The sequence below is a fragment of the Psychrobacter sanguinis genome (assembly GCF_020736705.1).
Classification (GTDB): domain Bacteria; phylum Pseudomonadota; class Gammaproteobacteria; order Pseudomonadales; family Moraxellaceae; genus Psychrobacter; species Psychrobacter sanguinis.
Map to the genome: position 1 here is coordinate 1 of NZ_CP085993.1, position 22,885 is coordinate 22,885.

The 22,885-nt window shown below is 39.5% G+C and carries 25 protein-coding genes and 1 pseudogene; 15 read left to right on the forward strand and 11 right to left on the reverse strand.

Features of this window, described 5'->3' with window-relative positions; all coding sequences use genetic code 11:
- The first annotated feature begins 149 nt into the window (after nt 1–149).
- Nucleotides 150–833, forward strand: coding sequence for a DUF421 domain-containing protein (locus LK453_RS14155; RefSeq protein ID WP_201542256.1), 684 nt, complete (start codon nt 150–152; stop codon nt 831–833).
- A gap of 215 nt (nt 834–1,048) precedes the next feature.
- Here the strand turns inward: LK453_RS14155 and LK453_RS14160 are convergent, their stop codons facing one another.
- Nucleotides 1,049–1,903 carry an AraC family transcriptional regulator gene (locus LK453_RS14160; RefSeq protein WP_227954087.1) on the reverse strand — a complete coding sequence of 285 codons (855 nt, stop codon included), beginning with the start codon at nt 1,901–1,903 and terminating at the stop codon, nt 1,049–1,051.
- Nucleotides 1,904–2,124: 221 nt separating this feature from the next.
- Between LK453_RS14160 and LK453_RS14165 the strand changes: the two genes are divergently transcribed.
- Both LK453_RS14165 and LK453_RS14170 read left to right on the forward strand, forming a co-directional pair.
- Nucleotides 2,125–2,538, forward strand: coding sequence for an organic hydroperoxide resistance protein (locus LK453_RS14165; RefSeq protein ID WP_201529130.1), 414 nt, complete (start codon nt 2,125–2,127; stop codon nt 2,536–2,538).
- Between the two features lie 135 nt (nt 2,539–2,673).
- Complete coding sequence (locus tag LK453_RS14170) at nt 2,674–3,069, forward strand: transposase (protein ID WP_227954088.1); 396 nt, start codon at nt 2,674–2,676, stop codon at nt 3,067–3,069.
- On the opposite strand, the gene repM is transcribed toward LK453_RS14170, so the two are convergent.
- Nucleotides 3,033–3,875 (reverse strand): replication initiation protein RepM, encoded by an 843-nt coding sequence (gene repM / locus LK453_RS14175; RefSeq protein ID WP_201542117.1) that lies wholly within the window; start codon nt 3,873–3,875, stop codon nt 3,033–3,035. The genes LK453_RS14170 and repM overlap by 37 nt on opposite strands.
- A gap of 283 nt (nt 3,876–4,158) precedes the next feature.
- On the opposite strand from repM, the gene LK453_RS14180 reads away from it, so the two are divergent.
- Nucleotides 4,159–5,265: an RNA-guided endonuclease InsQ/TnpB family protein gene (locus LK453_RS14180; RefSeq protein ID WP_201542115.1), complete on the forward strand. Its 1,107-nt coding sequence runs from the start codon at nt 4,159–4,161 to the stop codon at nt 5,263–5,265.
- 324 nt (nt 5,266–5,589) lie between these two features.
- Nucleotides 5,590–6,408: an acetoacetate decarboxylase family protein gene (locus LK453_RS14185; RefSeq protein ID WP_201542113.1), complete on the forward strand. Its 819-nt coding sequence runs from the start codon at nt 5,590–5,592 to the stop codon at nt 6,406–6,408.
- A gap of 416 nt (nt 6,409–6,824) precedes the next feature.
- Here the strand turns inward: LK453_RS14185 and LK453_RS14190 are convergent, their stop codons facing one another.
- Together LK453_RS14190 and LK453_RS14195 are read right to left on the reverse strand one after the other, a co-directional pair.
- Nucleotides 6,825–7,748: a replication initiation protein gene (locus LK453_RS14190; protein WP_201542111.1), complete on the reverse strand. Its 924-nt coding sequence runs from the start codon at nt 7,746–7,748 to the stop codon at nt 6,825–6,827.
- A 425-nt stretch (nt 7,749–8,173) separates the two neighbouring features.
- Nucleotides 8,174–10,414: a MobA/MobL family protein gene (locus LK453_RS14195; RefSeq protein WP_201542109.1), complete on the reverse strand. Its 2,241-nt coding sequence runs from the start codon at nt 10,412–10,414 to the stop codon at nt 8,174–8,176.
- Between the two features lie 287 nt (nt 10,415–10,701).
- Here LK453_RS14195 and LK453_RS14200 point away from each other — a divergent pair, with 287 nt between their 5' ends.
- A complete protein-coding gene (locus LK453_RS14200) occupies nt 10,702–11,154 on the forward strand; it encodes a hypothetical protein (RefSeq protein ID WP_201542107.1) in 453 nt (150 codons plus the stop codon).
- Nucleotides 11,155–11,317: 163 nt separating this feature from the next.
- Nucleotides 11,318–12,423: pseudogene (locus LK453_RS14205) on the forward strand (RNA-guided endonuclease InsQ/TnpB family protein).
- A gap of 13 nt (nt 12,424–12,436) precedes the next feature.
- On the opposite strand, the gene LK453_RS14215 reads toward LK453_RS14205, so the two are convergent.
- Nucleotides 12,437–12,796, reverse strand: coding sequence for a hypothetical protein (locus LK453_RS14215; RefSeq protein ID WP_227674475.1), 360 nt, complete (start codon nt 12,794–12,796; stop codon nt 12,437–12,439).
- Between the two features lie 171 nt (nt 12,797–12,967).
- On the opposite strand from LK453_RS14215, the gene LK453_RS14220 reads away from it, so the two are divergent.
- The gene (locus tag LK453_RS14220) at nt 12,968–14,758 is read left to right on the forward strand and encodes a potassium/proton antiporter (RefSeq protein ID WP_201542105.1); all 1,791 of its coding nucleotides are present in this window, start codon (nt 12,968–12,970) and stop codon (nt 14,756–14,758) included.
- A gap of 87 nt (nt 14,759–14,845) precedes the next feature.
- Here LK453_RS14220 and LK453_RS14225 read toward each other — a convergent pair whose 3' ends face one another.
- Nucleotides 14,846–15,211: a MerR family transcriptional regulator gene (locus tag LK453_RS14225; protein ID WP_201542103.1), complete on the reverse strand. Its 366-nt coding sequence runs from the start codon at nt 15,209–15,211 to the stop codon at nt 14,846–14,848.
- Between the two features lie 86 nt (nt 15,212–15,297).
- On the opposite strand from LK453_RS14225, the gene LK453_RS14230 reads away from it, so the two are divergent.
- The 3 genes from LK453_RS14230 to LK453_RS14235 all read left to right on the forward strand — a co-directional run bounded on the left by LK453_RS14230 (nt 15,298) and on the right by LK453_RS14235 (nt 16,719).
- Nucleotides 15,298–15,597, forward strand: coding sequence for a serine aminopeptidase domain-containing protein (locus LK453_RS14230; RefSeq protein WP_227674474.1), 300 nt, complete (start codon nt 15,298–15,300; stop codon nt 15,595–15,597).
- Between the two features lie 255 nt (nt 15,598–15,852).
- Complete coding sequence (locus LK453_RS14360; RefSeq protein WP_265578869.1) at nt 15,853–15,987, forward strand: hypothetical protein; 135 nt, start codon at nt 15,853–15,855, stop codon at nt 15,985–15,987.
- A gap of 3 nt (nt 15,988–15,990) precedes the next feature.
- Complete coding sequence (locus LK453_RS14235; protein ID WP_227954086.1) at nt 15,991–16,719, forward strand: transposase; 729 nt, start codon at nt 15,991–15,993, stop codon at nt 16,717–16,719.
- A 259-nt stretch (nt 16,720–16,978) separates the two neighbouring features.
- Here the strand turns inward: LK453_RS14235 and LK453_RS14240 are convergent, their stop codons facing one another.
- Nucleotides 16,979–17,188, reverse strand: a complete 210-nt coding sequence (locus tag LK453_RS14240; RefSeq protein WP_201542248.1) for a DUF7336 domain-containing protein — start codon at nt 17,186–17,188, stop codon at nt 16,979–16,981.
- Nucleotides 17,189–17,359: 171 nt separating this feature from the next.
- Between LK453_RS14240 and LK453_RS14245 the strand changes: the two genes are divergently transcribed.
- From LK453_RS14245 to LK453_RS14255, 3 genes are all read left to right on the forward strand, one after another.
- The gene (locus LK453_RS14245) at nt 17,360–18,097 is read left to right on the forward strand and encodes a RepB family plasmid replication initiator protein (protein WP_201537980.1); all 738 of its coding nucleotides are present in this window, start codon (nt 17,360–17,362) and stop codon (nt 18,095–18,097) included.
- 295 nt (nt 18,098–18,392) lie between these two features.
- Nucleotides 18,393–19,913: a catalase gene (locus LK453_RS14250; RefSeq protein WP_133378694.1), complete on the forward strand. Its 1,521-nt coding sequence runs from the start codon at nt 18,393–18,395 to the stop codon at nt 19,911–19,913.
- Nucleotides 19,914–20,062: 149 nt separating this feature from the next.
- Nucleotides 20,063–20,695, forward strand: a complete 633-nt coding sequence (locus LK453_RS14255) for a recombinase family protein (RefSeq protein WP_201538638.1) — start codon at nt 20,063–20,065, stop codon at nt 20,693–20,695.
- Between the two features lie 14 nt (nt 20,696–20,709).
- Here LK453_RS14255 and LK453_RS14260 read toward each other — a convergent pair whose 3' ends face one another.
- From LK453_RS14260 to LK453_RS14270, 3 genes are all read right to left on the reverse strand, one after another.
- On the reverse strand, nt 20,710–21,012 hold the full coding sequence (locus LK453_RS14260; protein WP_077449657.1) for a helix-turn-helix domain-containing protein: 303 nt from the start codon (nt 21,010–21,012) through the stop codon (nt 20,710–20,712).
- 1 nt (nt 21,013) lies between these two features.
- Nucleotides 21,014–21,361: a type II toxin-antitoxin system RelE/ParE family toxin gene (locus LK453_RS14265; RefSeq protein ID WP_201542250.1), complete on the reverse strand. Its 348-nt coding sequence runs from the start codon at nt 21,359–21,361 to the stop codon at nt 21,014–21,016.
- Nucleotides 21,362–21,489: 128 nt separating this feature from the next.
- Nucleotides 21,490–22,056 carry a plasmid replication DNA-binding protein gene (locus LK453_RS14270; RefSeq protein ID WP_201538678.1) on the reverse strand — a complete coding sequence of 189 codons (567 nt, stop codon included), beginning with the start codon at nt 22,054–22,056 and terminating at the stop codon, nt 21,490–21,492.
- Nucleotides 22,057–22,301: 245 nt separating this feature from the next.
- Between LK453_RS14270 and LK453_RS14275 the strand changes: the two genes are divergently transcribed.
- Nucleotides 22,302–22,466, forward strand: a complete 165-nt coding sequence (locus LK453_RS14275; RefSeq protein ID WP_201542252.1) for a hypothetical protein — start codon at nt 22,302–22,304, stop codon at nt 22,464–22,466.
- 87 nt (nt 22,467–22,553) lie between these two features.
- Here the strand turns inward: LK453_RS14275 and LK453_RS14280 are convergent, their stop codons facing one another.
- Entirely contained in the window at nt 22,554–22,757 is a 204-nt protein-coding gene (locus LK453_RS14280; protein WP_201542254.1) for a CsbD family protein, read from the reverse strand.
- Between the last annotated feature and the right edge of the window lie 128 nt (nt 22,758–22,885).

The window sequence follows — 22,885 nt, forward strand, 5'->3', positions numbered from 1 at the left end:
TGTGCTTTAATCTTTATTTCAGCAGTCTTACATATGTGTAGGTTGTGTTGTAATTTGAGAAATTAATTCAGATTAAAGAAGGTTGACCATAGATAATTTTAGTGGCCGGGACAACTTTTTTAAGCATTTACCTTGTAGGAAAAGAACCTATGGATTGGGCAAATATATTTATTCTCGATACGACGTGGGCATTTGCTGCTGAAATTGCTGTGCGTGTCACTGTGATGTTTATCATGATCATTTTATTTCTACGGTTTACTGGGAAGCGTGGTGTTAGGCAGCTCTCTATATTCGAGTTAACTATCATTTTATCATTAGGGTCCATCGCAGGGGACCCTATGTTTACTAAGGATTTACCATTAATTCAGGCATTGCTTATTATGAGCATTGTAATATGTCTCTATCGATTATGTACTTGGCTCATGATGAAATACCAGCCATTTGAAGACCTTTTAGAAGGTACTTCGCTTTATATCGTAGAAGATGGTCTATTGGTCCTTGAGAAAATTGAAGGAGGGGAGATGTCACATGATGAATTTTTTTCTGAAATGCGTATGCAAGGTGTTGAACATTTAGGTCAAGTTCGAGTTGGTCTGTTAGAGACCACTGGAGATTTTAGCCTATTATTATACCCTCACGACCAGGTACGTTATGGTTTACCACTTTTTCCTAAACAATATAAATTAGTCGATCAGATAAATGCCGATGAGTATTATGCTTGCATGTATTGCGGCTATGTTGATAAACCTTTGAAGGTAGATCAACCCTGTGGGCGATGTCAGAATAAGTGCATAGGATGGGCTAAAGCCATTAATAACAAGATTGTAAGGTAACCAAATTTTAAAAAATTGTACTCCGTTGTAGCTAGAACGGACAGGCACCTCTCCTCATGGCACTTAGTGTATTGTTATGTGTGAATTGATCTCAGAGCCAAATCCAGTGGCACGAATTGAGGACACGTCCTAATACGTAACACGAGAAGCGCTTTAACTATAAGATTTCTTTAAAATTATAGGATTAAGATTATAGGATTTATGACGACACTGCCCTAAACGGTATCCTGACTTGGGCTGACATTAAAAAAACGTTTGTACTCTCGGCTAAACTGACTGGGACTCTCATATCCTACGTCTAAGGCGATTTGCGACACCTGCTTATCACCTAAACGAATTAGGCGCCTTGCCTCCATCAAGCGTAAACTCTTTTGATACTGCAAAGGGCTAAACCCGGTCAAGGCTTTAAAGTGTTGGTAAAAACCAGATTCGCTCATGCCTACCTTCAGCGCTAACTCTTCTATTACGACTGTCTCATTCAAATGACGCTTTAGCCAATCTGTTGCTTGAGATATCTGATGAGTACGACTGCCATTGGTAACGAGCTGCCTAAGCTTTTCACCTTGTTCAGCATTAAGCAGACGGTAATAGATTTCTTGAAGTAATAATGGGGCTAAAAAGTAAATATCATTTGGATAATGAAGCAAGCCTATTAGGCGTTCAAATGAATCCATAATCGTATCATCTAAAGGCCATTTAATACCCAGATTAGAGCCTTGAGTGGCCGATTTTGGCGGCATTTTAGCGAGTACTTCACGAATTAATGGCAAATCAAGCCGCATAGACATCACGATAACCGGTCGCTCAGGAGAAGCGGATTTAATATGGCCGCTGATAGGAATATTAACTGGGCAAAACATCAAATGGTTATTATCAAAGCGCTGACAGTCAGAGCCAAGGTAAATATCACGTTCTCCTTGTAGCACGATACAGATGCTCGGCTCTTGAATATAACTCACCATATCACTGGGTTTGTCTGCACAATAAAAGAAGAGTCCCTCAATGTCAGACTCGATCGTTTCATTTCTAGGCAATATAGTTAGCAATGACTCTATTATATGGGGCTGCATATAGTATCCTGCTTTATCAATTATCAAACTATTTGCTCTATACTCCAGTAATTTAGAGAAATAGGCAAATATATTATAGGTTCGTTCTAACCTAATTGTTTGTCAGACCTTATAATCTATTTATCGAAACTTAATACATCGAAACGCGAATAGTACTGAAAACGTTCGAATTCTCGATGACAATGAATAACGATAAACATATAACATATAAGGATAAAACCATGAAAATATTTTATAAAACCGAAGCAACAGCCACTGGTGGTCGTTCAGGCCGTACAGAACTTAATGACGGCTCATTAGGCTTTGATTTAGTTACACCACAAGAAGAAGGTGCTAAGGGCGTTAATCCTGAGCAACTGTTTGCTTTAGGCTATGCCGCTTGCTTTGACAGTGCTTTGAACATGACAGCACAACAGATGAAGTTAGATATCAGTAGCTCAAAAACTTCTGTTGCGGTTGGTATTGGTATGCAGTCTTCTGGCAGCTACAACCTAGATTTAGACATCAGCGTTGAAGTTTCTGGTATTAGTCAAGAAGAGGCGCAAAATCTTGTTGAAAAAGCGCATCAAGTCTGCCCATATTCAAATGCGACCCGAGGCAATGTGGATGTGCGTTTGCACGTGACTGTAGTTTAGGTGATTGTTGTATAAACGGTAGTATAAATAAGCGCTAGCTTTATTAGTTTAATCGTAAGCATCCGACCATCCCATCTTTTTTTCTATTAAAAAATACGAGATAGTGTCCACGAACAAATAATCGTGGACACTAACATGACAATACAATCTCCTAATACACCCAAACGCAGAACTTACAGCGCCGAGTTTAAAGCGCTTTTAGTAAAAGAAGCGACAGACTCAGATCGATCAATTGCCAGTATCGCTCGAGAGCATGGCATTAACCAAAACCTACTACATAACTGGAAACGCCAGTATCAGCGGGCACATGCTCAAGCTGACACATTACCTGGTACTATAAACAGTCCTCATGATCCAAACCCGCACTTTATCCCAATCCATCTTGAGCCTGAAGGTGCGCATCTAGGCTCAGCCTCCGTCATACAAAACATCAAACTGCAAATCACAGCTCGAGCATCTGGGACGATAAACCTCAACATTAGCCAAATAGACACTCAAAGCTTGATTGACCTACTACGAGGGCTGCAATGATACCCATCACTCACATATTTCTTGCTGTGCACTGCTCTCGCCAGTTGCTTATCAGTATAATTGGTGAACATATCAGTCGTATTAGGGTCGCGTTCATTAATATCCTTTTGGGGCTTGGGTTTCTTTAATACTTTGAACTTAAAACCAGTGATTTTCCGGCCTTCCTTTTCTTGAGCATAGCTAACTTTAAGATCCGATTTTTCGTTGATTTCTCTAACGGCAAGATCTAGAACACGTTTTTTAAAGTTGCTCATGGTTTTATATTCATTAACTCCCAGTCCCATTTGCCCTCTAAACTGTTCAAGTTCGAATAAAGGGGTTTTGCCTGCTTTTTTCCACTGAACAAGCAACTCATAAAGTCGAATAGAATAATTACTATCCATTCTTGCAGTTTGCTCTAGCAAATATTTAGTAAAAAACTCTTCTGCCCCATCTATACGAGTAATTCCCTTAACTACTGCAGGCGTAAATACCACCTCAATTGTCCCTTCATCATCTAAGTAGCTGACTTGCGAAATCCAACGTGACTTCACCGTTCTTTCATCATCGTCTAAAAAACTAAAGCGACGGTTAAATAAACTCTCTTCTGCATCTTTCATCATCAAATAGCCGTTTTGACGAGTGGTGTTAAAAAATTCAGCGTATCGCATGGCATCAATACGCAGAGGAGTATCAGTACTTAACCCTTTACCCGTTTCTCTTGCATCTACTATTGCTAACTGAATTATTTTAATCTCTACCAAAGTCAAATTTTGTAGCACAGTGTTTAGATAGTTAGTTTTTACTACTAAGTCAGATCTAGCCATACATCACCTCTATATTTGAATACTTTTTATTGTACTGTATTTTTAAATACTAAATAAAACAAGTTTATAAAAGGTAAGTAAACGTATTTAAATGGAATCTACATCCCTTTAATGGCATAGCTTTTCGAGGACGGAGAAGCATTAAAGAGATATTAAAAGCCTTTTTTTATCACCAGTCGCCGTAAAACCACCCACTTCAGGGGGTGGATATAAGGCGACATACACTGTCGTAAGAAGCAGTTAAAGGGTTGTAAGTTAAAATCAACCTCGCCATACTGAATATATGAAAACACTCAAATTACGCATTAAAGACAAACACATAAAAGAGCTGAATCGTCTAAGCGGTTCAGTGAACTTCGTGTGGAACTATGTTAATGCACTTTGCTTTGAGCATCTAAAACGTACCGGTAAGTTTTTTAATGCTTATGATTTAAACCAGTACACCAAAGGTAGCGGTGAGTATTTAGGATTACACAGTCAGACCTTACAGGCTATCAATGAAACTCACGCGAAGGCCCGAAAACAATTTAAAAAAGCCAAACTTAACTGGCGCAGCAATCGTCCTGATGCAAAACGCAAAACACTGGGCTGGATACCTTTTAAAAAGTCTGCTATCAAATACCTAAGCACAAGACAAACGGGAAAGAAAGTACTGAGATCAACCATACAGCTATCGCTATCTAAAGGTCAAAAGCTTATCATAGATGTATTCGATAGCTACAACCTAAGCCTATATCAAATTAACACGCTTGAGATAGTACAAGACAGTCGTAATCGTTGGTATGCGTGTATCACCGTTAAAGACTTTCCTAAGCAAGTAAGTGGTAAGGGGAGCGTTGGTATTGACTTAGGTTTAAAAGAGTCTGCAACCACATCAAATGGCGACAAGTTAATTATTAAGCAAACGCAAAAGTGGGCGAATAAATTAGCAGTAGCCCAGCGTGCTAACAATAAAAAACGTGTTAAAGCAATCCACGCCAAAATCAAAAACACAAGATTAGACTTAATTCATAAATTCACCACCAAGCTTGTTAAAGATAACAGCTTAATTGTGGTTGGTGATGTTAAATCTCGCTCATTTACAACTAGAAAAACCAATCTAGCTAAATCGACATATGATGCAGGATGGTTTGAACTTAAACGACAACTGGAATACAAATGCAAGCATGCAGGTTGTCAGTTTGAGATCGTAAATGAGAGTTACACTACCCAGACTTGCTCGTGCTGCCACAAAATAAGTGACAGTAGTCCGAAAGGTAGAGCAGGTTTGCGAATAAGAGGATGGAGGTGTGCTGAGTGTGGCACATGGCATGATAGAGATACCAATGCTGCTAAGAACATCCTTGCGGTCGGGCTTGACCGTCTAGCTGTAGGAATCCCCTCGGTTTAGCGAGGGGAGGAGGTCAATTTTTTGGTATTAGTATTAAAAGAAAGACTGTTTTAATTAGCATATAAGCTAGTTATAAGCTCAATACGTGAGGACTTTAAAAAAGTTATAAGCAACAGGATCGAATTCATGAACTTAATGAAGGGATAAGGTTACTGAGAAGTATCTTATTCAAAGTCGCTGGTGCGAATTTAGTTATAACTTCCAAACTTTAAATTAATTGAGTAGAACGCACTGCCTTACACAATAACGCTTTATACTTTTCTATTGTCATGTTCAAATAAAACTGATTAAAAATAATCTGATAATAACAAAGGTACTTAACCTATGATAATGAATAAAAACGTGAATAATAAATGGCATGCTGACCCATTTTTTCAACAAGCCACCCACACAAGACAGATGTCACAAGGTGAGGCTCAGCTGCCTATTAAGTACTTTGATGCGTCAAGCCTGATTGCTTTTTTTATGGTCGATTATGACAAAGCAGTCAGTGTATTGGACAATCCAAAGTTAAAGGTTGCTAAGCTTATAGGCAATAAAGCGTTATTTAGTCTAGCTTTCTATGATTATCGTGAATTAACTGATGGCGAGCCTTATCACGAAGTTGCATCAAGTATGCTTGTCTATCCTGCAGACCAAGACACACCGACTCATCCATTGGTGGAAATGACATTACCACCAGATCGACGCAATACCGGCATGTGGGTTTGTGATTTACCGGTAACCACCGAAGTTGCGTGTCGTGCAGGTAAAGAATTATGGGGCTACCCGAAATTCGTCACCGATATTGATTTTAATTTAGACAATAAGGATTTTAGTAGTTCTGTCAAACATCCAGAGAAGCCTCAAACATCAATCTTGTCATTATCAGGTACGATCGGCGCATCAGTTACCGCACCTTGGGCAGACTTAGTTTTATATTCAATGTTAAATGATGCGTTAATACGGGCAACCGCAGATACACGTACATTAAATGGCGCTAAAATTGCCACTAAAGGTGATCTTAAGCTAAGTGTTGATACAACGAACAGTCACCCAATGGCACAAAGGCTCAATAGTCTTGAGTTAAATGGTGCGACGCCTTTTTCAGTCACCTTTACTGATAGCTTGCAATTGCGTTTAAATGAAGGCGTAATTTTTTGATTGATGATTTGAACTTCAAAAATCTGCTTACAGTAAAATTTTTTTAAGGAGCAATTCAATAATCAATTAACTCCTTCTACTTTAATGCTAACATGCTTACTTAAACAATCAGACTCATAATATCTATTGTTCCCATAACAGACGTTACGTTAAATGACTTCGCTTGATTGTGTTTTAAGCCTGGCTCAATGAAAAAGCCCCCTGCTGGAAGATAGCAGAGGGCTTTTTTTAGGTATGAGACTTGGCAGTCTTAGAACTTATATACAGCACCGATTGAAAGCATTTGTCCATCAGCGTCACTACTCATCATCGACCACTCACCTTCAATGTCAACATTTGGGGTAGCAGAGAAGCCTAGTCCTAGACCCAGTGTTTTTCTGTTTAGTATATACGAAGTATATTAGATCTCTATTTAATCATTTAATCGCAGGTAAATAGTTATCAAGACTTTTGTTCTTCTTATTAAATGACTCAGGCTCTCGCTGTATGATATTCATCATTTCACGTTTGAAAGTATCAGTATCCATTTTCCCCTGGTAGCTAAGGCTTGGATGGTCATTATAATCATTCATAAACTGTACGTTATTAACGATTGATTGAATAGTATTTTGGGAAAGTGTGCCGTCTTTATCAGCAATTTTATCTAAAACTTTTTTGTGGAATTTTAGCGTTAAGCTAACGTATGAGCGTCTAATTTTTTTATAACTAACATTAACTTTAAAATTCGTCTTTTCGTTAATTTCTTCTATTGCTTTATCAATGACAAATTGTCGAAGTTGGCCAAATTGTTTGTATTTATCCTGAACGCCCATAATCTCCTTAAATTCGTTTAGATCTAACTCTTTACTATACTGATATTGGTTAGTCCACATCACAACTAATTCATATAGTCTTATAGCGTGTATGCTAGATAGCTCAGCTACTTCGTGTAGGCGATACTTGGTGAAGTTAACTGATAACTCAGTCAAATAAGGGAGTATATCCTCAGCAAAGGTAACCGTTATCTCCGCTTGATCAGGATCAAATAAAATACCACTCACAAAACGAGTTCTAAGCGTCTTATTATCTTCTAACTTTATCCTTACTTCTCTATCAAACAGACGATCAGCACATTTTTTTAAATCTCTATATGCATTATCTCTATTCGTATTTTTATAAAAAAGTTCTTTCATCGTATCAACTGAGATAGTAAATTTTGTCTGTTTTGTCACTTGGTCTGGTCGATTAGGGCGACTATCTATCTTGCTTATACATGCCAACAACAACTCCTTTTCGCTAACAGACATAATATAAGATGCAGATACAAGTTCATTTGATTGTGTCACTAAATTATCTTCCATTTTTACCTCTGCCTTTCAAATGTAAGATTAATTTATCGTAAATCAAAATTAAAAACAATAGTTAAAACAATAATTGTTTTATTTACTGTTTTTTCACTTCATTTACTGTTTTTTCACTTCATTTACTGTTTTTTCACTTCATTTACTGTTTTTTCACTTCATTTACTGTTTTTTCGTCTTGTAAGTTATTGATTTTAAAGGGGAAAAATAGGCCTTAAACAGGATTAAACAGGATTAAACAGGATTAAATGAAAACCCTTAAAAAATAGCGAAAATTTTTTTTTGCTGTGGATAACTTTTTTAACTTAGTTTTTGAGTTAATATCGCTTTCTTAACTTAAAACCCAAAAGAATTAAATTAGAAGCGGTATATAAAAACTGGTGCTAATGTTCAACATCACACCAGTTTAAATTGTTCCAATTAACCTAACGACTGTAACCCCTACTTGTACTTGGTGATTGCATACGTTGAGCATCACGATTAAATGAGCGCAAACCATCCTCTATGGCTTTGTTTTGTTCATTGGGTAACTGACTACCATAAATATTTTTAAACACCTCTACAGTCGAATTTAGAGCGTTTATATAACTCTCTCGCTGACCACTAGGAAGTTTGACCACATCAAAGTAGGCATACTTGAATTGTTGGCAAGTTCTATTTAGCGTATCTGATCTATGGGATTTAGCTAATTCTCTGGCCTCTATGGTTTGTTTGTCATCAGAAATAAACTGATCTAACCCTTGAATGTAGTTAAATGATGAAATGATATCTCGGGTCATTCTACCCACCTCTCCAGCGCTACCCCCTAATTTAGGAATAATACTTTGGTTAAAATCAGCTCTTTTTTGGTCAATATCTTCTTTAAATTCAAACCATGCGGTTAACCGCTCGTTATACTGCTCACGCTCCTGCTTAGGATGATTAACCAGGTGGATAAGGTCCTTGTTGTTGGCAATAAAGCGCTCATCAATCTTATTTTTAACCGCTGTCAAATTGTCTCTAAAATACTTACTTTGAAGATTAAGTGATGTCACAAAGTCTTTAATCACCTCAATTTGTCTATAGTCATATTTATCAGGGTAATCATTAGGATCATCATTAAAGCCAGGTCTCAAACAGTTATCTTGTTGTGTGGCCGTGAGTAATTTATGAGCAAGTCTTAGCTTAAGCTGTTCAGCACGTTCAGATCTTGTCTGATCTTCATAATTTGCTCTTCTAGTTTCTCTATCAATTCGTCCTTGCTGCTGATCAAGTCGAGCAGCTCTTGCTCGTCGTGCGTTGTCATCGAACGGGGTTGGGGCAGGTCTTGCTCGCTTTGTAGCGTTTTGATGGATGCTCTGAGCGAGAGATTCGCTGTCTGCAGCTCTTTTTGAGTTTGCCGTAACCCAGCGTTTTGAGACATCAATTCCTTGTTGTGCTTTATGGTTTCTTTTGTCTGCGTCATCAATTCTATTTGGTAAGTTTTCGCATCGCTCAGCTGCCCAAGCAGTGCCTGATTTTGCGTCCTCAATGCATCGTTTTGAGACATCAATTCTTTGTTGTGCTTCATGGTTTGCTTTGTCTGCGTCATTAATCCAGTTTGGTAAGTTTTCGCATCGCTTAGTTGCCCAAGCAGTGCCTGATTTTGCGTCTTCAATGCATCGTTTTGTGCTATCAGCTCGATCTGCTGCTCGACTACGTTGTTCATTGCAGTATGCAATGTGCTGTTTTGTGCTTTCAGCTCGTCGTTCTGTGTCTGCAATGACTCCAGGTAATCTCTCATTTTGCTTAGTTGCCCAAGCAAGTCCGTCTCGATATTCTTTGATTCGTCGCTCATCTTCTCTCCTTTGTTCTAACACGGCCTGATTGCGTGCTCGAATCTTACGGTTAGTTTCTCCCTTCTGGGTAGCAATACCTCGTCGCTCCATGGCAGTTGCCTCAACCCCCATTTTAATGGTGGGCTGTTGATCAAGTCCTTGGTCCTTATAACTACGCTCATCCATAAGCGGTAGATTATGCTGTTTTAGCCTCTGATTGGCAGTGTCCACCCAAAGCTTACGAATACGCTTAATCTCCTCCATCGAGGAGGGGAGGTTATTTTGTTGACGCTTTTTATTAGACCACTCAAAAGGGATTTTAAATTTAGGGTCAAATGCCAACCTACCATCAGGCCCAATAACAGGCGCGCGCGTCGTCACCATAATATGCGCATGAAAATTACGCGGATCGGGATTTTGCTCTCCTTCACGCAGCCGCTTAGAGCTTGGCTTGGCATTAGGATCAAAGGGCAGCTTCATCACAGGGCGATGCAGACACACATCGGCAATCACATCCATGTCATCACACAGCTTTTGTGCAAACTCTAGAGCAAGCTCATGACGCTGATCTTCAGGTAGCTCATAGGGCAAATTAATCAGCCATTCACGCGCCACACGGCTATCAGATCTTGCCTCAAATGCTTCAGCAGTATTCCAAAGTATCTCGCGATCAATTTTGATATCTAATCCTTTTAACGAAGCAGGTATCACAATATCACTGCTAATCACCCCATCCTTTTTAGAATAATCATGAACCTTGCCATACTTAGCATCATCAAGAATGTCGCCAGCACGATATGCGGCACAGGCCACAGCGGACTGTCCTGCTTTTCTAGAAATTGCTTTAGTCGCAATATGCACCATAGTCATAACAGCTTGCCCTAGATTAAAGGTTTTGCACACCACATCTTTTCGTGGTGTGCGGGGTTTGGGGTATCCCCAACGAAGGGCGATTCAGTTTTTAAAATAGTAACGAAGTGGATAGATTAAAATACTGAGTCGTTACTTCGCCCTTAGTCAGGGGGACGCAACCATCACCCATTAAAATAAAATGTACCAGGTTTATAGTTATTCTATCTTAAAGAGTAGCATAGATGATTGAATGATGCCTAACGCCTTGCTATGCTAGATCAGTATTAATAAAAGGAGTTGTGATTATGTCAGGATCTATTTTTGATAATCAAGAAGCCAATGAGTTAAAAGAGCATCAACGCTTAGAGGAGTTAAAACGTAAAGCTAAGCTGCAACAAGTAAAGCTTGATAAGCGGTTAAATAAACAAAAAATATTGATGGGCGCTTTTTTAGGACAGGTGTTAGCAGGAGAGAGTGAGGATGAAAAATTTATTCAAAATTACTTTGCGAAAAACTTTCCACAATTTTTAACCAGAAAATCAGACAAACAGTTGTTTGCAAGTATGGTGAAAAGCTTGGGGGGTGATATTGGCCTAGATGAAGAGGTGTCTAAAGCTGATGATCAGCCAACTGAGCAGGAGCATGGACAACATAAGCAACCTGATGATACGGAATATACGGATAATGACATCCGTGAGTTGTTCTCAAATCCGCAGGTTGATGCGTTAGCGCCCCATGATGACGGTTATCGTGGATAATGTGTTTTTAGTTAGGCACAATTATAGCCCATAGCTACACTAGAATTTATCACCAGTCGCCGTAAAACCACCCACTTCAGGGGGTGGATATAAGGCAACACACACTGTCGTAAGAAGTCGTTGAAGGGTTATAAGCTAAAATTAATCCTGCCATACTAAAGATATGAAAACCCTCAAGCTACGCATTAAAGACAAACACATAAAAGAGCTGAATCGTCTAAGCGGTTCAGTGAACTTCGTGTGGAACTATGTTAATGCGTTAAGTTTTGAGCATCTAAAACGTACCGGTAAGTACTTTTCAGCCTATGATTTAAACCAGTACACCAAAGGTAGCGGTGAATATTTAGGATTACACAGTCAGACCTTACAGGCTATCAACGAGACACACGCTAAATCACGTAAACAATTTAAAAAAGCCAAACTTAGCTGGCGCAGCAACCGTCCTGATGCCAAACGTAAATCACTGGGTTGGATACCTTTTAAAAAATCTGCTATCAAGTATTTGCAAACAAGGCAGACAGGTAAGAAGGCACTGAAATCAACCCTACAGCTATCCCTATCTAAAGGTCAAAAGCTCCTCATAGATGTATTCGATAGCTACAACCTAAGCGTGTATCAAATTAACACGCTTGAGATAGTACAAGACAGTCGTAGTCGTTGGTATGCGTGTATCACCGTTAAAGACTTTCCTAAGCAAGAGAGTGGCAATGGTAGCGTTGGAATTGCTTTGGGCTTAAAAGAGTCTGCAACCACATCAAATGGTGACAAGCTAACTATTAAGCAAACGCAAAAATGGGCGAATAAATTAGCAGTAGCCCAGCGTGCTAAGAATAAAAGACGTGTTAAAGCAATCCACGCCAAAATTAAAAATACAAGATTAGACTTAATTCATAAATTCACCACCAAGCTTGTTAAAGATAACAGCTTAATTGTGGTTGGTGATGTTAAATCACGCTCATTTACCAATAAAAAAACCAAGCTCGCTAAATCGACATACGATGCAGGTTGGTTTGAACTCAAACGACAACTGGAATATAAATGCAAGCATGCAGGTTGTCAGCTTGAGATCGTAAATGAGAGTTACACTACCCAGACCTGCTCGTGCTGCCACAAAATAAGTGACAGTAGCTTGAGGGTAGAGCAGGTTTGCGAATAAGAGGATGGAGGTGTGCTGAGTGTGACACATGGCATGATAGAGATATCAATGCTGCTAAGAACATCCTTGCGGTCGGGCTTGACCGCCTAGCTGTAGGAATCCCCTCGGTTTAGCCAGGGGAGGAGGTCAATTAACCTGCGCTGTTTGTAATAAATCGCCATTTTTATCGAATAAGCAACTGCTCGTACCCAACAGAGTCCCATCAAAGCTATCTTCAGCGTAGTAATGTGTTGTAACTTCAAAGTTACCATTACTTAACCGTCTGTAGTCTGTATTCTTGCGTTTAATGTCTATGGGCTTAAAGTCTTTAAGCATAGGATGTACTCCTTCTTGGCACTTCGTTAGCAATGCAGCCTTTGATGTTTTTTGAGCTTGTATGAGCTCAGTATTGGTTTTTTCATCAGAGGGTTTGCTGTCGGTTTGAATCCAAATATACAGTGCTGCAAATGAAATAATAAACAATCCTTTCAGCGTTTGTTTTTTCATAACATGACTCGCTAAGTAATAATAGAATATTTACCAAAAGACAAGCATAGATATCTAAGTTATTCTGAAGAAGTAGGTTAAAACAATAGTTAACGGGAGAAAGCAATGAATAGATGATGCTTCCGTTCTGGTTAAATCAGCTTAGTATTATAAAATAGGGCTTAATAAAAGATGGATACCTTAAATATACTATATCTCGTAGGAGCAGTATTAATTTTTGCCAGTATTATGGCAAGTACGTTATCGGCGCGATTGGGCGTCCCATTTTTGCTATTGTTTTTAGTTGTCGGGATGCTTGCCGGTGAAGAGGGTATCCTGGGTATTGAGTTTTCTCAGTATGAGATCGCCAATTTTGTCGGGCAGGCGGCATTGGCTTGTATTCTGTTAGATGGTGGACTACGCACCTCGTTCAAGTCGTTTCGTGTTGGACTAAAACCAGCAATCACTCTTGCCACTTGGGGCGTACTTGCGACCGTTATGATACTGGGAGTATTCGTCACTTGGATGCTTGATGTCGATTGGCGCTTTGGTTTATTACTGGCAGCAATCGTAGGTTCGACCGATGCGGCAGCAGTATTTTCACTATTGCGTAATGGTGGTGTCAAGCTAAATGATCGTGTCCAAGCCACGCTTGAATTAGAGTCGGGCGCCAACGACCCATTGGCGATTTTGTTAGTCACTGGATTGATTGAATTAAATGTAGATTCAGCCGGTCAAACAGCGCTAGGCTTTTTAGGGCTACTCTTGCGGCAACTTAGCTTTGGTCTAGGAATGGGCTTGTTCTTTGGTTATTTTCTATCTCGGCTATTACCCAAGATACATTTGGCAGAAGGCATGTATGCTATTTTGATACTGTCGGCTGGCTTAGCGGTTTTTTCTGCCACCAATTTACTAGGCGGAAGTGGCTTTTTAGCGGTCTTTGTCGCGGGTATTTTAATTGGCAACCATAAGGTACGCTCAACTGAGCATGTCATGCGGGTAATGGATAGCTTTGCGTGGTTATCGCAAGCGGTGTTATTTGTGGTATTGGGATTATTGGTGACCCCATCGAACGTTCTTGATGTTTGGCCTTATTCAGTGGCAATTGCCGCTTTTATGATTTTAGTGGCTCGTCCTCTCGCGGTCTATACCAGTGTTTTGCCGTTTAAGTTTAAAAATAGAGAAATCGCTTTTATTTCTTGGGTTGGATTACGCGGTGCGGTACCCATTACTCTTGCCATGTTACCAGTGATTGCAGGGGTAGATAATGCTTTTATGCTATTTGATATTGCTTTTGGCGTGGTGGTCTTATCGCTTGTATTACAAGGAACAACCATACCGTTCATGGCCAATCTATTTAAGGTGCGTATCCCAAACAATAAAGACCCAAAAGAAGAGCATGAAGTGTGGGTATCAGATAGAGCAAGTATTATGCTATATGAATTTGAAGTAAAGTCAGGCGCGTTTGCAATTGGTCGTCATCCTAGGAGTATCTGTACGCGCATCAACCCTGAGGAAATCCAAGTTTTTGCCTTGGTTCGTGGTCAGCAAATCTTGACAATTAATGAAGAGACTAATCTCAAAGTTGGCGATAGCGTTTGGTATGCCATGAGTGGCGATTATGCGGGTCAGATTGCGGATATTTTTAATGACACGACGTTAGACCGTAGAGCCATCGATGATTTTTATGGCGATTGGATGCTATCGCCGAGCGTGAAGCTTAAAGATGTGCCATTCTTTACCGATAGGATGAAATCCGAACTTCTAGAAGATGGGCTAATCACAAAAAATAAAGGATGGTCAAAAAATATGTGGGAACAAACGGTTGCCGAATACATTAAAGATAGCTTAAAAACGGCACCCGTAGCAGGCGATACGGTGGCGATTAATGAGGAGTGGTTGTTGGTTATTAAGGAAGTTGATGACCAAGGAAGACTGAGAACTATAGGCCTGAAACAACTAGAGGGACCAGCGGTGGCATAGTCTCAATCATTATTACAGAGCCTTTCCTAAATTTCGTGTAAGTACTTCTACAATCTAAATGATAGTTACACACTTTTTAGGAAAGTCTCAAAGCGCCAACTTATCCTTATATTCACACATGCCTTTTAATGCATCATCTATCAACGCTTTCATTTTAGATAACTCTAGAATCTTAACTTCAATTTGCTTGTTTTTTTCTAGAAGCTTTTCACCCATTTGTGATTGGGTCAGGTTGTTTGTATACAGTAGCTCTGTTAACTCTTTAATCTCTTTTAAGGTAAAACCTAACTCTTTCGCCATGGAGATCATATTAAGCTGGTCGACTGTCTTATTAGTATAGACTCTATAGCCATTAGCTGTTCTAGATGGTGGCAATATCAACCCTTCTCTCTCATAAAAACGAATTGTATCTCTGCTTAATCCGACTATTTCAGTTAATTCTTTTGTATTCATTATCGAGCACGCTCACTTAACGTTTGACTGTGGAGTAATATCCATAGTTTATAGTAGCCATTCATTAACAACAAGTAGGGTTTTTTATGGATATTCAAGTAGGGTTTTTTATGGATATTAATATATTGACGGATGATAACGTCGAGCTGCGTGCAACTCTTTATAAAGCTGCTAATCCTAAAGCTGTTGTTCTAATAAACCCAGGAACCGCTACCAATACTTCTTATTATTTGCCGTTTGCTAAATACTTAAGAGAGCATGGTTTTCATGTCATTCTTTGGAACTATAGAGGGTTTTGCGATTCTAAAGTGAGTCATCTAAAGGATTGTCATTATCCTCTGCACACGACAAAAAAAACAAAAAAGTCTGTTAAAGCAAAGGCATAATAGTAATTTTTAAGACGAATCAGACCATGCCAAACTTTAACAGACTTAGTGAAACTTTAACCCAAAACCTGAGCATGAACAAGGCAAGAATCAATTGTTTGAGCCTAATGATAATAGCCCTGATTACTGCTCAAAGCAGTAATCTTAAAAAAAATAGCAAGACACCTTCCTAAGGGTGGCAAGACCGACAGTCACTATCGCAGACTACAGCGATTTTTTGCCGAAGCGAGGATAGACTATGATCAACTGGCTTTAATGATATATCGACTATTTGGGCTAGGCAAAGTCACCTTAACCATTGACCGCACCAACTGGAAATGGGGTAAAAGTAACCTCAACATCTTTATGCTAGGGGTGGTATATAAAGGGATAGCCATCCCCTTATACTAGCAAATGCTAGATAAGCGAGGTAATACAAACCATCTTGAACGCTGTGAACTTATTGAGCGGTTTATCAAACAATTTGGCAAAGATAACCTTGATATGATAGTAGCAGACAGAGAGTTTGTTGGCGAAAAATGGTTTAACTGGCTCACCAATAATCACATACCCTTTGCCATACGGATTAAGAAGAACAGTAAAGTTAAGAATCATCATGGCAAGTTGGTACATATTAAAGAGTTATTGCGCCATGTTAGCCATCAAGAAACATATCGACATGGACGAATACTGACTGTCGATGGTTGTTTGGTTCGAGTATTTGCCAAGCGTGATAAAGACTATGGTTTAGTGATTGTCGCAACCAATCAACTAGAAACAGTGGATGCGATGACAAGCGATGCTAAGCGTTGGGAAATTGAGACTTTATTTGCTTGTCTAAAGGGCCGTGGTTTTAATCTTGAAGATACCCACTTAACCCATCTTGATCGGGTCAGTAAATTAGTCGCAGTGAATGCCTTAGCATTTTGTTGGGCTTATCATGTCGGTATTTATAAAGACAAAGATAAGCCGTTAAAACGCAAGTTGAAGTCAAACGCTCGACCTCAAGCCAGTTTGTTTGCGCTTGGCCTGGATGTGTTGATTGAGGGCCTTCGCTTGGTATTTTTTAACAATAATAAGACTGTATTTCGACAGTTAGTTAGCTTTTTAACCCCTAAACCTATGAAAATCGGGTGGGGATGATTTTTTTGTCGTGTGCAGAGAAGTTATTGTTATCAATAGCCTATACTTGTCGGTGTATAAACGTATATTTATTAGGCGTGAACACCACTGACGTCAACGCCTACGAGCGACGTAAAAGCATTCAAAAACATCAGCAACTAAAAACAAAGACTTTATTTTATAACTAACCCATTAGTAGAGAGTAAAACTATCTGTCATAACGTCTGTTATGGGGATATGTTCGGTGCGCTATACAGGCATCAAACAGCTTAGATCGGGACTACTCGCCGAAGCCACTAGACCAACAGATTTTATCAACCTCATATTCATCGATTAAAAAACCGTCTAATGAATCCCTGAAACCTGGTTTATCGCTAAGGAAATTTATCGCTTTTTCTGCTTCTTCTCTCGTACTGTAGATACCTAGCATCTTAGTACTATCATCTAAGCCTTTAACGGTATGTTCAAGATGATATACAACCGTAGTCATTACAAACCTCCCTAAAAAAACAGATAAGTTAAGAATAATATATTCTAGAGTTAAAAACTAACTGTTATCAACTATACCCTAGAAGAACCATTCGTTTTGTCCTTTAAGGGGTTACCCCAGAATTCGGAGAAAATAGTACGCTAAGGAAATTATTCGAGTTTTAATACTCTAATGGGTTTATATCAAGCTGAATGGGGCTATCACTATATAAATTCTAAAGGAAATGTGGTTGTACGTTATGAACGCTTTACCCAATCTGCGGTTTATATCGAAAATGAAGCGACAGTGAAATTTATGTTTGCCAATGCCATTATTCCCATGCTTGTTGAGTTGGAACGTAACTTTACCAGTTATGAAATTGAACAAGTGGCAAATCTGCAAAGTCGCTATGCCATGCGATTGTATGAGTGTTTGATTCGCTTTAAAGCTAGTAAATTGCTGAACATTACCTTAGATGAGTTACGCTTTCGCTTCGGTTTACTTGATACCGAATATAAGGTAATGAGTGATTTTAAAAAACGTGTGTTAGATATGGCGGTAAAAGATATTAATCATAATACCGATATTACGGTCAGTTATGACCAACACAAACAAGGTCGCACTATTACAAGCTTTACCTTTAAGTTTAAACAAAAAGCTAAAGTCAAGACCGCTAAAGTGGAGCAAGACAAGCGTGACCCCAATACGCTCGATATGTTTGTACCCATGACCGATAATCAACGCTTCGCTTTTGCCAAAAAAATATCCAAACTGCCTGAAGCCTCGTATTTGGCGAAAGGCCAAGCGAATACCAGTTATGATGCCTTTGCCGAACAAATCGCTAAGGATTTATTGAATAACGACAAGCAAAAGGTTTATTTACCTTTTTTGGAGAAGGTGGGATTTAAAAATCTCTTAGATTCTGTCTGATTTTAGTTAAACCGTACAGTTGAGAGTGGGATAGCCGTTTGGACAAATTGAACATAGTAGTTCTGAAAAACAAAACCAAAGCATGTAGTTAATTAATTATACAAATCTATAGTAATCGGTTGTAATGATACTTAACAAGGCGGCGCCGTTAAATGCAGAGGTTGTTATGAATAAAAATAGCCGTTTTTCAGAAAAGATGAGATTTATTCTGGGTATATTAATAGAAGCGTATTCAGAATAGATTTTGCACTTTAATCCATTTTTTGTTCAAAGGAGTATTACTATGAGCAACGACATGAACGATAAAAAATGCCCTTACGATATGACGCCGTTGACCATGAGTAATGGCGCGCCAGTGGTTGATAATGAAAATAGCAAAACCGCTGGTAAACGCGGTCCTCTACTTGCAGAGGACTTATGGCTTAACGAAAAGCTTGCCGACTTGAACCGAGAAGTTATACCAGAGCGCCGCATGCACGCCAAAGGTTCGGGCGCGTTCGGTACTTTTACCGTCACTAATGACATTACTCAATATACGCGTGCTGATATTTTTAGCGAAGTGGGTAAGCAAACGGAGATGTTTGCACGTTTTAGTACAGTCGCAGGTGAGCGCGGCGCTGCTGATGCTGAGCGTGATATTCGCGGTTTTGCGCTAAAGTTCTATACCGAGCAAGGGATTTGGGATTTGGTCGGTAATAATACGCCGGTATTTTTCGTTCGTGACCCGCGCAAATTTCCAGATTTAAATAAAGCGGTCAAGCGTGACCCACGTACCAATATGCGTTCGGCGACCAATAACTGGGATTTTTGGACATTACTGCCAGAGTCTTTGCACCAAGTCACCATTACCATGAGCGACCGCGGTATTCCGGCGTCTTATAGACATATGCATGGCTTTGGTTCGCATACTTATAGCTTTATCAATAGCGCCAATGAGCGTTTTTGGGTCAAGTTTCATTTCCGTACTCAACAAGGTATCAAAAACCTAACCGACGCCGAAGCAGCCGAAATCATCGCCTCGAATCGTGAAAGCCATCAAGAAGATTTGCTCAATGCCATCGACAATGGCGATTTTCCGAAGTGGAAAATGTACGTGCAAATCATGCCAGAAACCGATGCTGATAAAGTACCTTACCATCCGTTTGATTTGACCAAGGTATGGCCAAAAGGTGATTATCCGTTGATTGAAGTTGGCGAGATTGAGCTTAATAAAAACCCAGACAATTATTTCTTAGACGTCGAGCAGGCGGCTTTTGCGCCGAACAATCTCGTAACTGGCATCAGTGCCTCACCAGACCGTATGCTACAAGCGCGTCTCTTTAGTTACGCGGATGCTCAGCGTTATCGCGTTGGTGTCAATCACAAGCAAATTCCAGTCAATAAACCTCGTTGTCCTGTCACCAGTAACCACCGCGACGGTCAAATGCGTGTCGATGATAACTACGGTGGTCGTCCACATTATACGCCAAACAGCTTTGAGCAGTGGCAAGATCAGCCGCAGTACGCTGAGCCAGCTTTAAAGATTGATGGCTATGCAGCGCACTACGATTTCCGTGAGGACGATAGTGATTATTTTAGCCAGCCGCGCGCACTGTTTAACCTAATGAATGATGAGCAAAAGCAAGTGTTGTTTGATAATACTGCTCGAGCGATGGGTGATGCGCTTGATTTTATTAAATATCGTCATATTCGCAACTGTTACTGGTGTGATCCAGCTTATGGCGTAGGCGTTGCCAAAGCCCTTGGGATGAACATTGAAGATGCTATGGCAGCACGTGAGAGCGATCCTGCTCGTCATTTACCTAGCTGTCTGTAGTTATTAAATCCAGTTAGTAAAAATAGCGGTGGTGTTCTAAAAGGTATACCCTAGCGGAACCACCTAAAAACGCCTTATAAAATATTAATAGACCACCCAAAATAGACTGTTATAATAGAACCACTTATAACAGACTATTTTGGGTGTTTATGTTTATTAGAGCCTACCTTCGTGCCTCAACCAAAGATCAAGACGCCAATCGTGCTAAAGATGAGCTTATTGCTTTTGCTAGAGAGCATGGCCATAAAATCGCAGCATTCTATACTGAAAACGAATCAGGAGCGATGCTAGAACGTCCAAAACTCATGCAGCTCATTGATGATGCCTCTCAGGGAGATGTGATCTTAGTCGAACAGATAGACCGTTTAGCACGTTTAAATCAAACTGATTGGGACACTCTAAAGAGAAAACTATCAGACAAACGCATTTCTGTGGTGTCTAAAGAGTTGCCCACGTCATATATGGCATTGCAGCAAGGTAATAGCTCCGAGTTCATGGAAAGCGTACTGCGCGCTATAAATGACATGCTACTTGATATGTTAGCGGCCATTGCCAGAAAGGATTATGAGGATAGACGTAACCGTCAAATGCAAGGTATTGCACGCGCTAAAGCTCAAGGTAAATATAAAGGGCGGGGCAAGGACATGGAAAAGCGTAAAATTATTGCCAGCCTTCTAAACTCAGGTCACAGCTACTCTGATATTCAACAGACTGTAAAGTGTTCAAGACAATTAATTGCTGAGGTTTCAAAGGCATCAAAGCCAATATCCTCCTCTATATAATCTGACGAATATATTCAGACAGTAAAGCCAATATGCTTCCCCGTAGGTAACTCCACATCAATACGAAGCTTACCACCCATGGCTTCAACATATTTTTTCATGGTTGAGATTTTAAGGTCATTGCCACGGTTTTCTATAGCAGATAGTGAAGGCTGCTTAATGCCCATAGTTTGAGCAAGTTCTTTTTGAGAGATTTCAAGCTCCTCTCGGATGCGGTAGAGTTGGTTTTCCAAAAATAGCTGCTCGGCCAGTTGCTGAATACGCGCCTGGCTGTCTAAAGAACGCTCTGCTAACAGCTCTTGTAGTGTCTTAGTCATGTTATAAATCTCCCAAAGTTTTAAGGTGATGCTCATACTGTTGATCGGCTGTGGCTAGCATTTCTTTATAAAAGCGCTTGTTATTACCCTTATCACCGATACAAAGTACAATCGCTTGCCTTTTCGGATCAAATGCGAAAAAGGCTCTCAGTGGTTTACCTCGATGCTGGACCCGAAGCTCTTTCATATTGGTAAATTTTGAGTCATATACAGTGTCCACTAAAGGGCGCCCCAGACTTGGGCCTTGCTGCTCTAAGACCACTAAAGCGGCAAGCACCTTCTCTTGTGTCGATTGATCTTGCTGATAAAGCCAATCATTGAATACATCGGTTGTGATGACAGTCCACATATAAAACCATAATATAGATTATAGTCTATATACTACTCCTAATCGATGCTCATGACAACTGTGATACTTAGCTACTCTTTAACAAGTAAAGGTTTTGCTCGTTAAAACCCAACTATCCATGAGAGCACTTACAAAGACAAGCTCCACCATCTTTTCTTGCCCTTAATGTTGACGGCTTCTTGATTAGTAGCAATTTTTGAATTTGATTCAGAGCTTAATATTTCACTGTCTCCATGATTGTCCTTGGGACTGTTTTCGTCTTGAGAGATGCTCGAAACTGATAAGCTACTTTTCATTTCTAATAGTTTGGTCTGTGCAAAGTCCTGAATACTGGCATTCGCTTTGTCCAAGCTCTTACTTAACTGGTCAATTTGCTTTTGATAATTCTCAACTAGCTGTTTGTGATAGGTTAGTTGTTGCTGTAGGTGGATATTTTTTAGTTTTTCCATCTCTAATTCATGTTTTAGCTGAACGTTTTCCTGTTCAGCTTTACAGTTCACTGACGTCCATTGGACATTATTTTCATTTTGTTCAGTACGTTCAGTGCTTGGTGGGTTCCCAAAAACCCGTAACATTTCAGTAGTATCGATTTTCTTGTCTGAATTTCTTGAAAGCTCGCCATCATCTATCTTTTTGTAGATTGTGGTCCTTGATACACCCCATCTTTTTGATGCTTCTGATACTGATATGTTCACATAGCCTCTCTTTGTTCAATGATGTCCTCTGATGTATACCTAGTACAGTATCATAGTTGTTTTAGATGGTTGTCCAATTTCACCGAAAGCCATATACTAAAACTACCTAAAAAGGGCTCAATTAACATCCTTATACTTTGTTATAGCCTCTAATAAAGGTGCATAAATTTAGGTTTAGCCTAAATTAAAAATGGAATAGCTCATATCCCATAAGATATGAAGTAAAATTATAAAGGGATAAAAATATGCGCCAGAAAAAACAAACAGCCAGATTTAAAAAATTTAATAATACTAAAGATGCTATAAAGATTGCAGAAAAAATACAACTGGTTCAGATCAGGATGCTATTCATAGCTATCCTTACTATTTTATTAATAGGGTTAGGTATCGGTTTTTTTATAGGAAATTAACATACAAAAAAACCGCATCTTAAGAAATGCGGTTAGGAGCGATATTTAAGGTATGATCTTATTGTTTTTATATATTAATACTAGTTGCTAGTAGTCGTTCTCACGACGCCAATCATCAACCTCACGTTCCACCTCTTCTTTAGTTCGGCCAGAACGTTCTTGTAATCGTCCTACCAACTTATCGCGGCTACCTTCGATATGAGTCAAATCATCGTCAGTTAGATCTGCCCACTTCTGCTTAACACTACCTTTAAGTTGGTTCCATTCACCTTTTAAAGTTTGATTGTTCATTTCCATACTCCTTGGATTATGATTAAGTAATTTGTACTCATCAACTTCTTAACTAGTCATCAGTTGATATAAACACTATAAGCACGGCTAAAACAAATGTATGTAGCATGAACGTTTTTAGTGTTCTA

Coding starts and splice junctions, on each gene's coding strand:
- LK453_RS14185 (WP_201542113.1), top strand. CDS start 5,590: ATGATAATGAATAAAAACGTGAATAATAAATGGCATGCTGACCCATTT.
- LK453_RS14360 (WP_265578869.1), top strand. CDS start 15,853: ATGATATATCGACTATTTGGGCTAGGCAAAGTCACCTTAACCATTGAC.
- LK453_RS14180 (WP_201542115.1), top strand. CDS start 4,159: ATGAAAACACTCAAATTACGCATTAAAGACAAACACATAAAAGAGCTG.
- repM (WP_201542117.1), bottom strand. CDS start 3,875: ATGGCTAGATCTGACTTAGTAGTAAAAACTAACTATCTAAACACTGTG.
- LK453_RS14220 (WP_201542105.1), top strand. CDS start 12,968: ATGGATACCTTAAATATACTATATCTCGTAGGAGCAGTATTAATTTTT.
- LK453_RS14280 (WP_201542254.1), bottom strand. CDS start 22,757: ATGAACAATCAAACTTTAAAAGGTGAATGGAACCAACTTAAAGGTAGT.
- LK453_RS14195 (WP_201542109.1), bottom strand. CDS start 10,414: ATGACTATGGTGCATATTGCGACTAAAGCAATTTCTAGAAAAGCAGGA.
- LK453_RS14160 (WP_227954087.1), bottom strand. CDS start 1,903: ATGCAGCCCCATATAATAGAGTCATTGCTAACTATATTGCCTAGAAAT.
- LK453_RS14240 (WP_201542248.1), bottom strand. CDS start 17,188: ATGACTACGGTTGTATATCATCTTGAACATACCGTTAAAGGCTTAGAT.
- LK453_RS14170 (WP_227954088.1), top strand. CDS start 2,674: ATGACAATACAATCTCCTAATACACCCAAACGCAGAACTTACAGCGCC.
- LK453_RS14155 (WP_201542256.1), top strand. CDS start 150: ATGGATTGGGCAAATATATTTATTCTCGATACGACGTGGGCATTTGCT.
- LK453_RS14265 (WP_201542250.1), bottom strand. CDS start 21,361: ATGTGGACTGTCATCACAACCGATGTATTCAATGATTGGCTTTATCAG.
- LK453_RS14165 (WP_201529130.1), top strand. CDS start 2,125: ATGAAAATATTTTATAAAACCGAAGCAACAGCCACTGGTGGTCGTTCA.
- LK453_RS14275 (WP_201542252.1), top strand. CDS start 22,302: ATGCGCCAGAAAAAACAAACAGCCAGATTTAAAAAATTTAATAATACT.
- LK453_RS14215 (WP_227674475.1), bottom strand. CDS start 12,796: ATGAAAAAACAAACGCTGAAAGGATTGTTTATTATTTCATTTGCAGCA.
- LK453_RS14190 (WP_201542111.1), bottom strand. CDS start 7,748: ATGGAAGATAATTTAGTGACACAATCAAATGAACTTGTATCTGCATCT.
- LK453_RS14235 (WP_227954086.1), top strand. CDS start 15,991: ATGCTAGATAAGCGAGGTAATACAAACCATCTTGAACGCTGTGAACTT.
- LK453_RS14200 (WP_201542107.1), top strand. CDS start 10,702: ATGTCAGGATCTATTTTTGATAATCAAGAAGCCAATGAGTTAAAAGAG.
- LK453_RS14225 (WP_201542103.1), bottom strand. CDS start 15,211: ATGAATACAAAAGAATTAACTGAAATAGTCGGATTAAGCAGAGATACA.
- LK453_RS14250 (WP_133378694.1), top strand. CDS start 18,393: ATGAACGATAAAAAATGCCCTTACGATATGACGCCGTTGACCATGAGT.
- LK453_RS14260 (WP_077449657.1), bottom strand. CDS start 21,012: ATGACTAAGACACTACAAGAGCTGTTAGCAGAGCGTTCTTTAGACAGC.
- LK453_RS14230 (WP_227674474.1), top strand. CDS start 15,298: ATGGATATTCAAGTAGGGTTTTTTATGGATATTAATATATTGACGGAT.
- LK453_RS14255 (WP_201538638.1), top strand. CDS start 20,063: ATGTTTATTAGAGCCTACCTTCGTGCCTCAACCAAAGATCAAGACGCC.
- LK453_RS14245 (WP_201537980.1), top strand. CDS start 17,360: ATGGGTTTATATCAAGCTGAATGGGGCTATCACTATATAAATTCTAAA.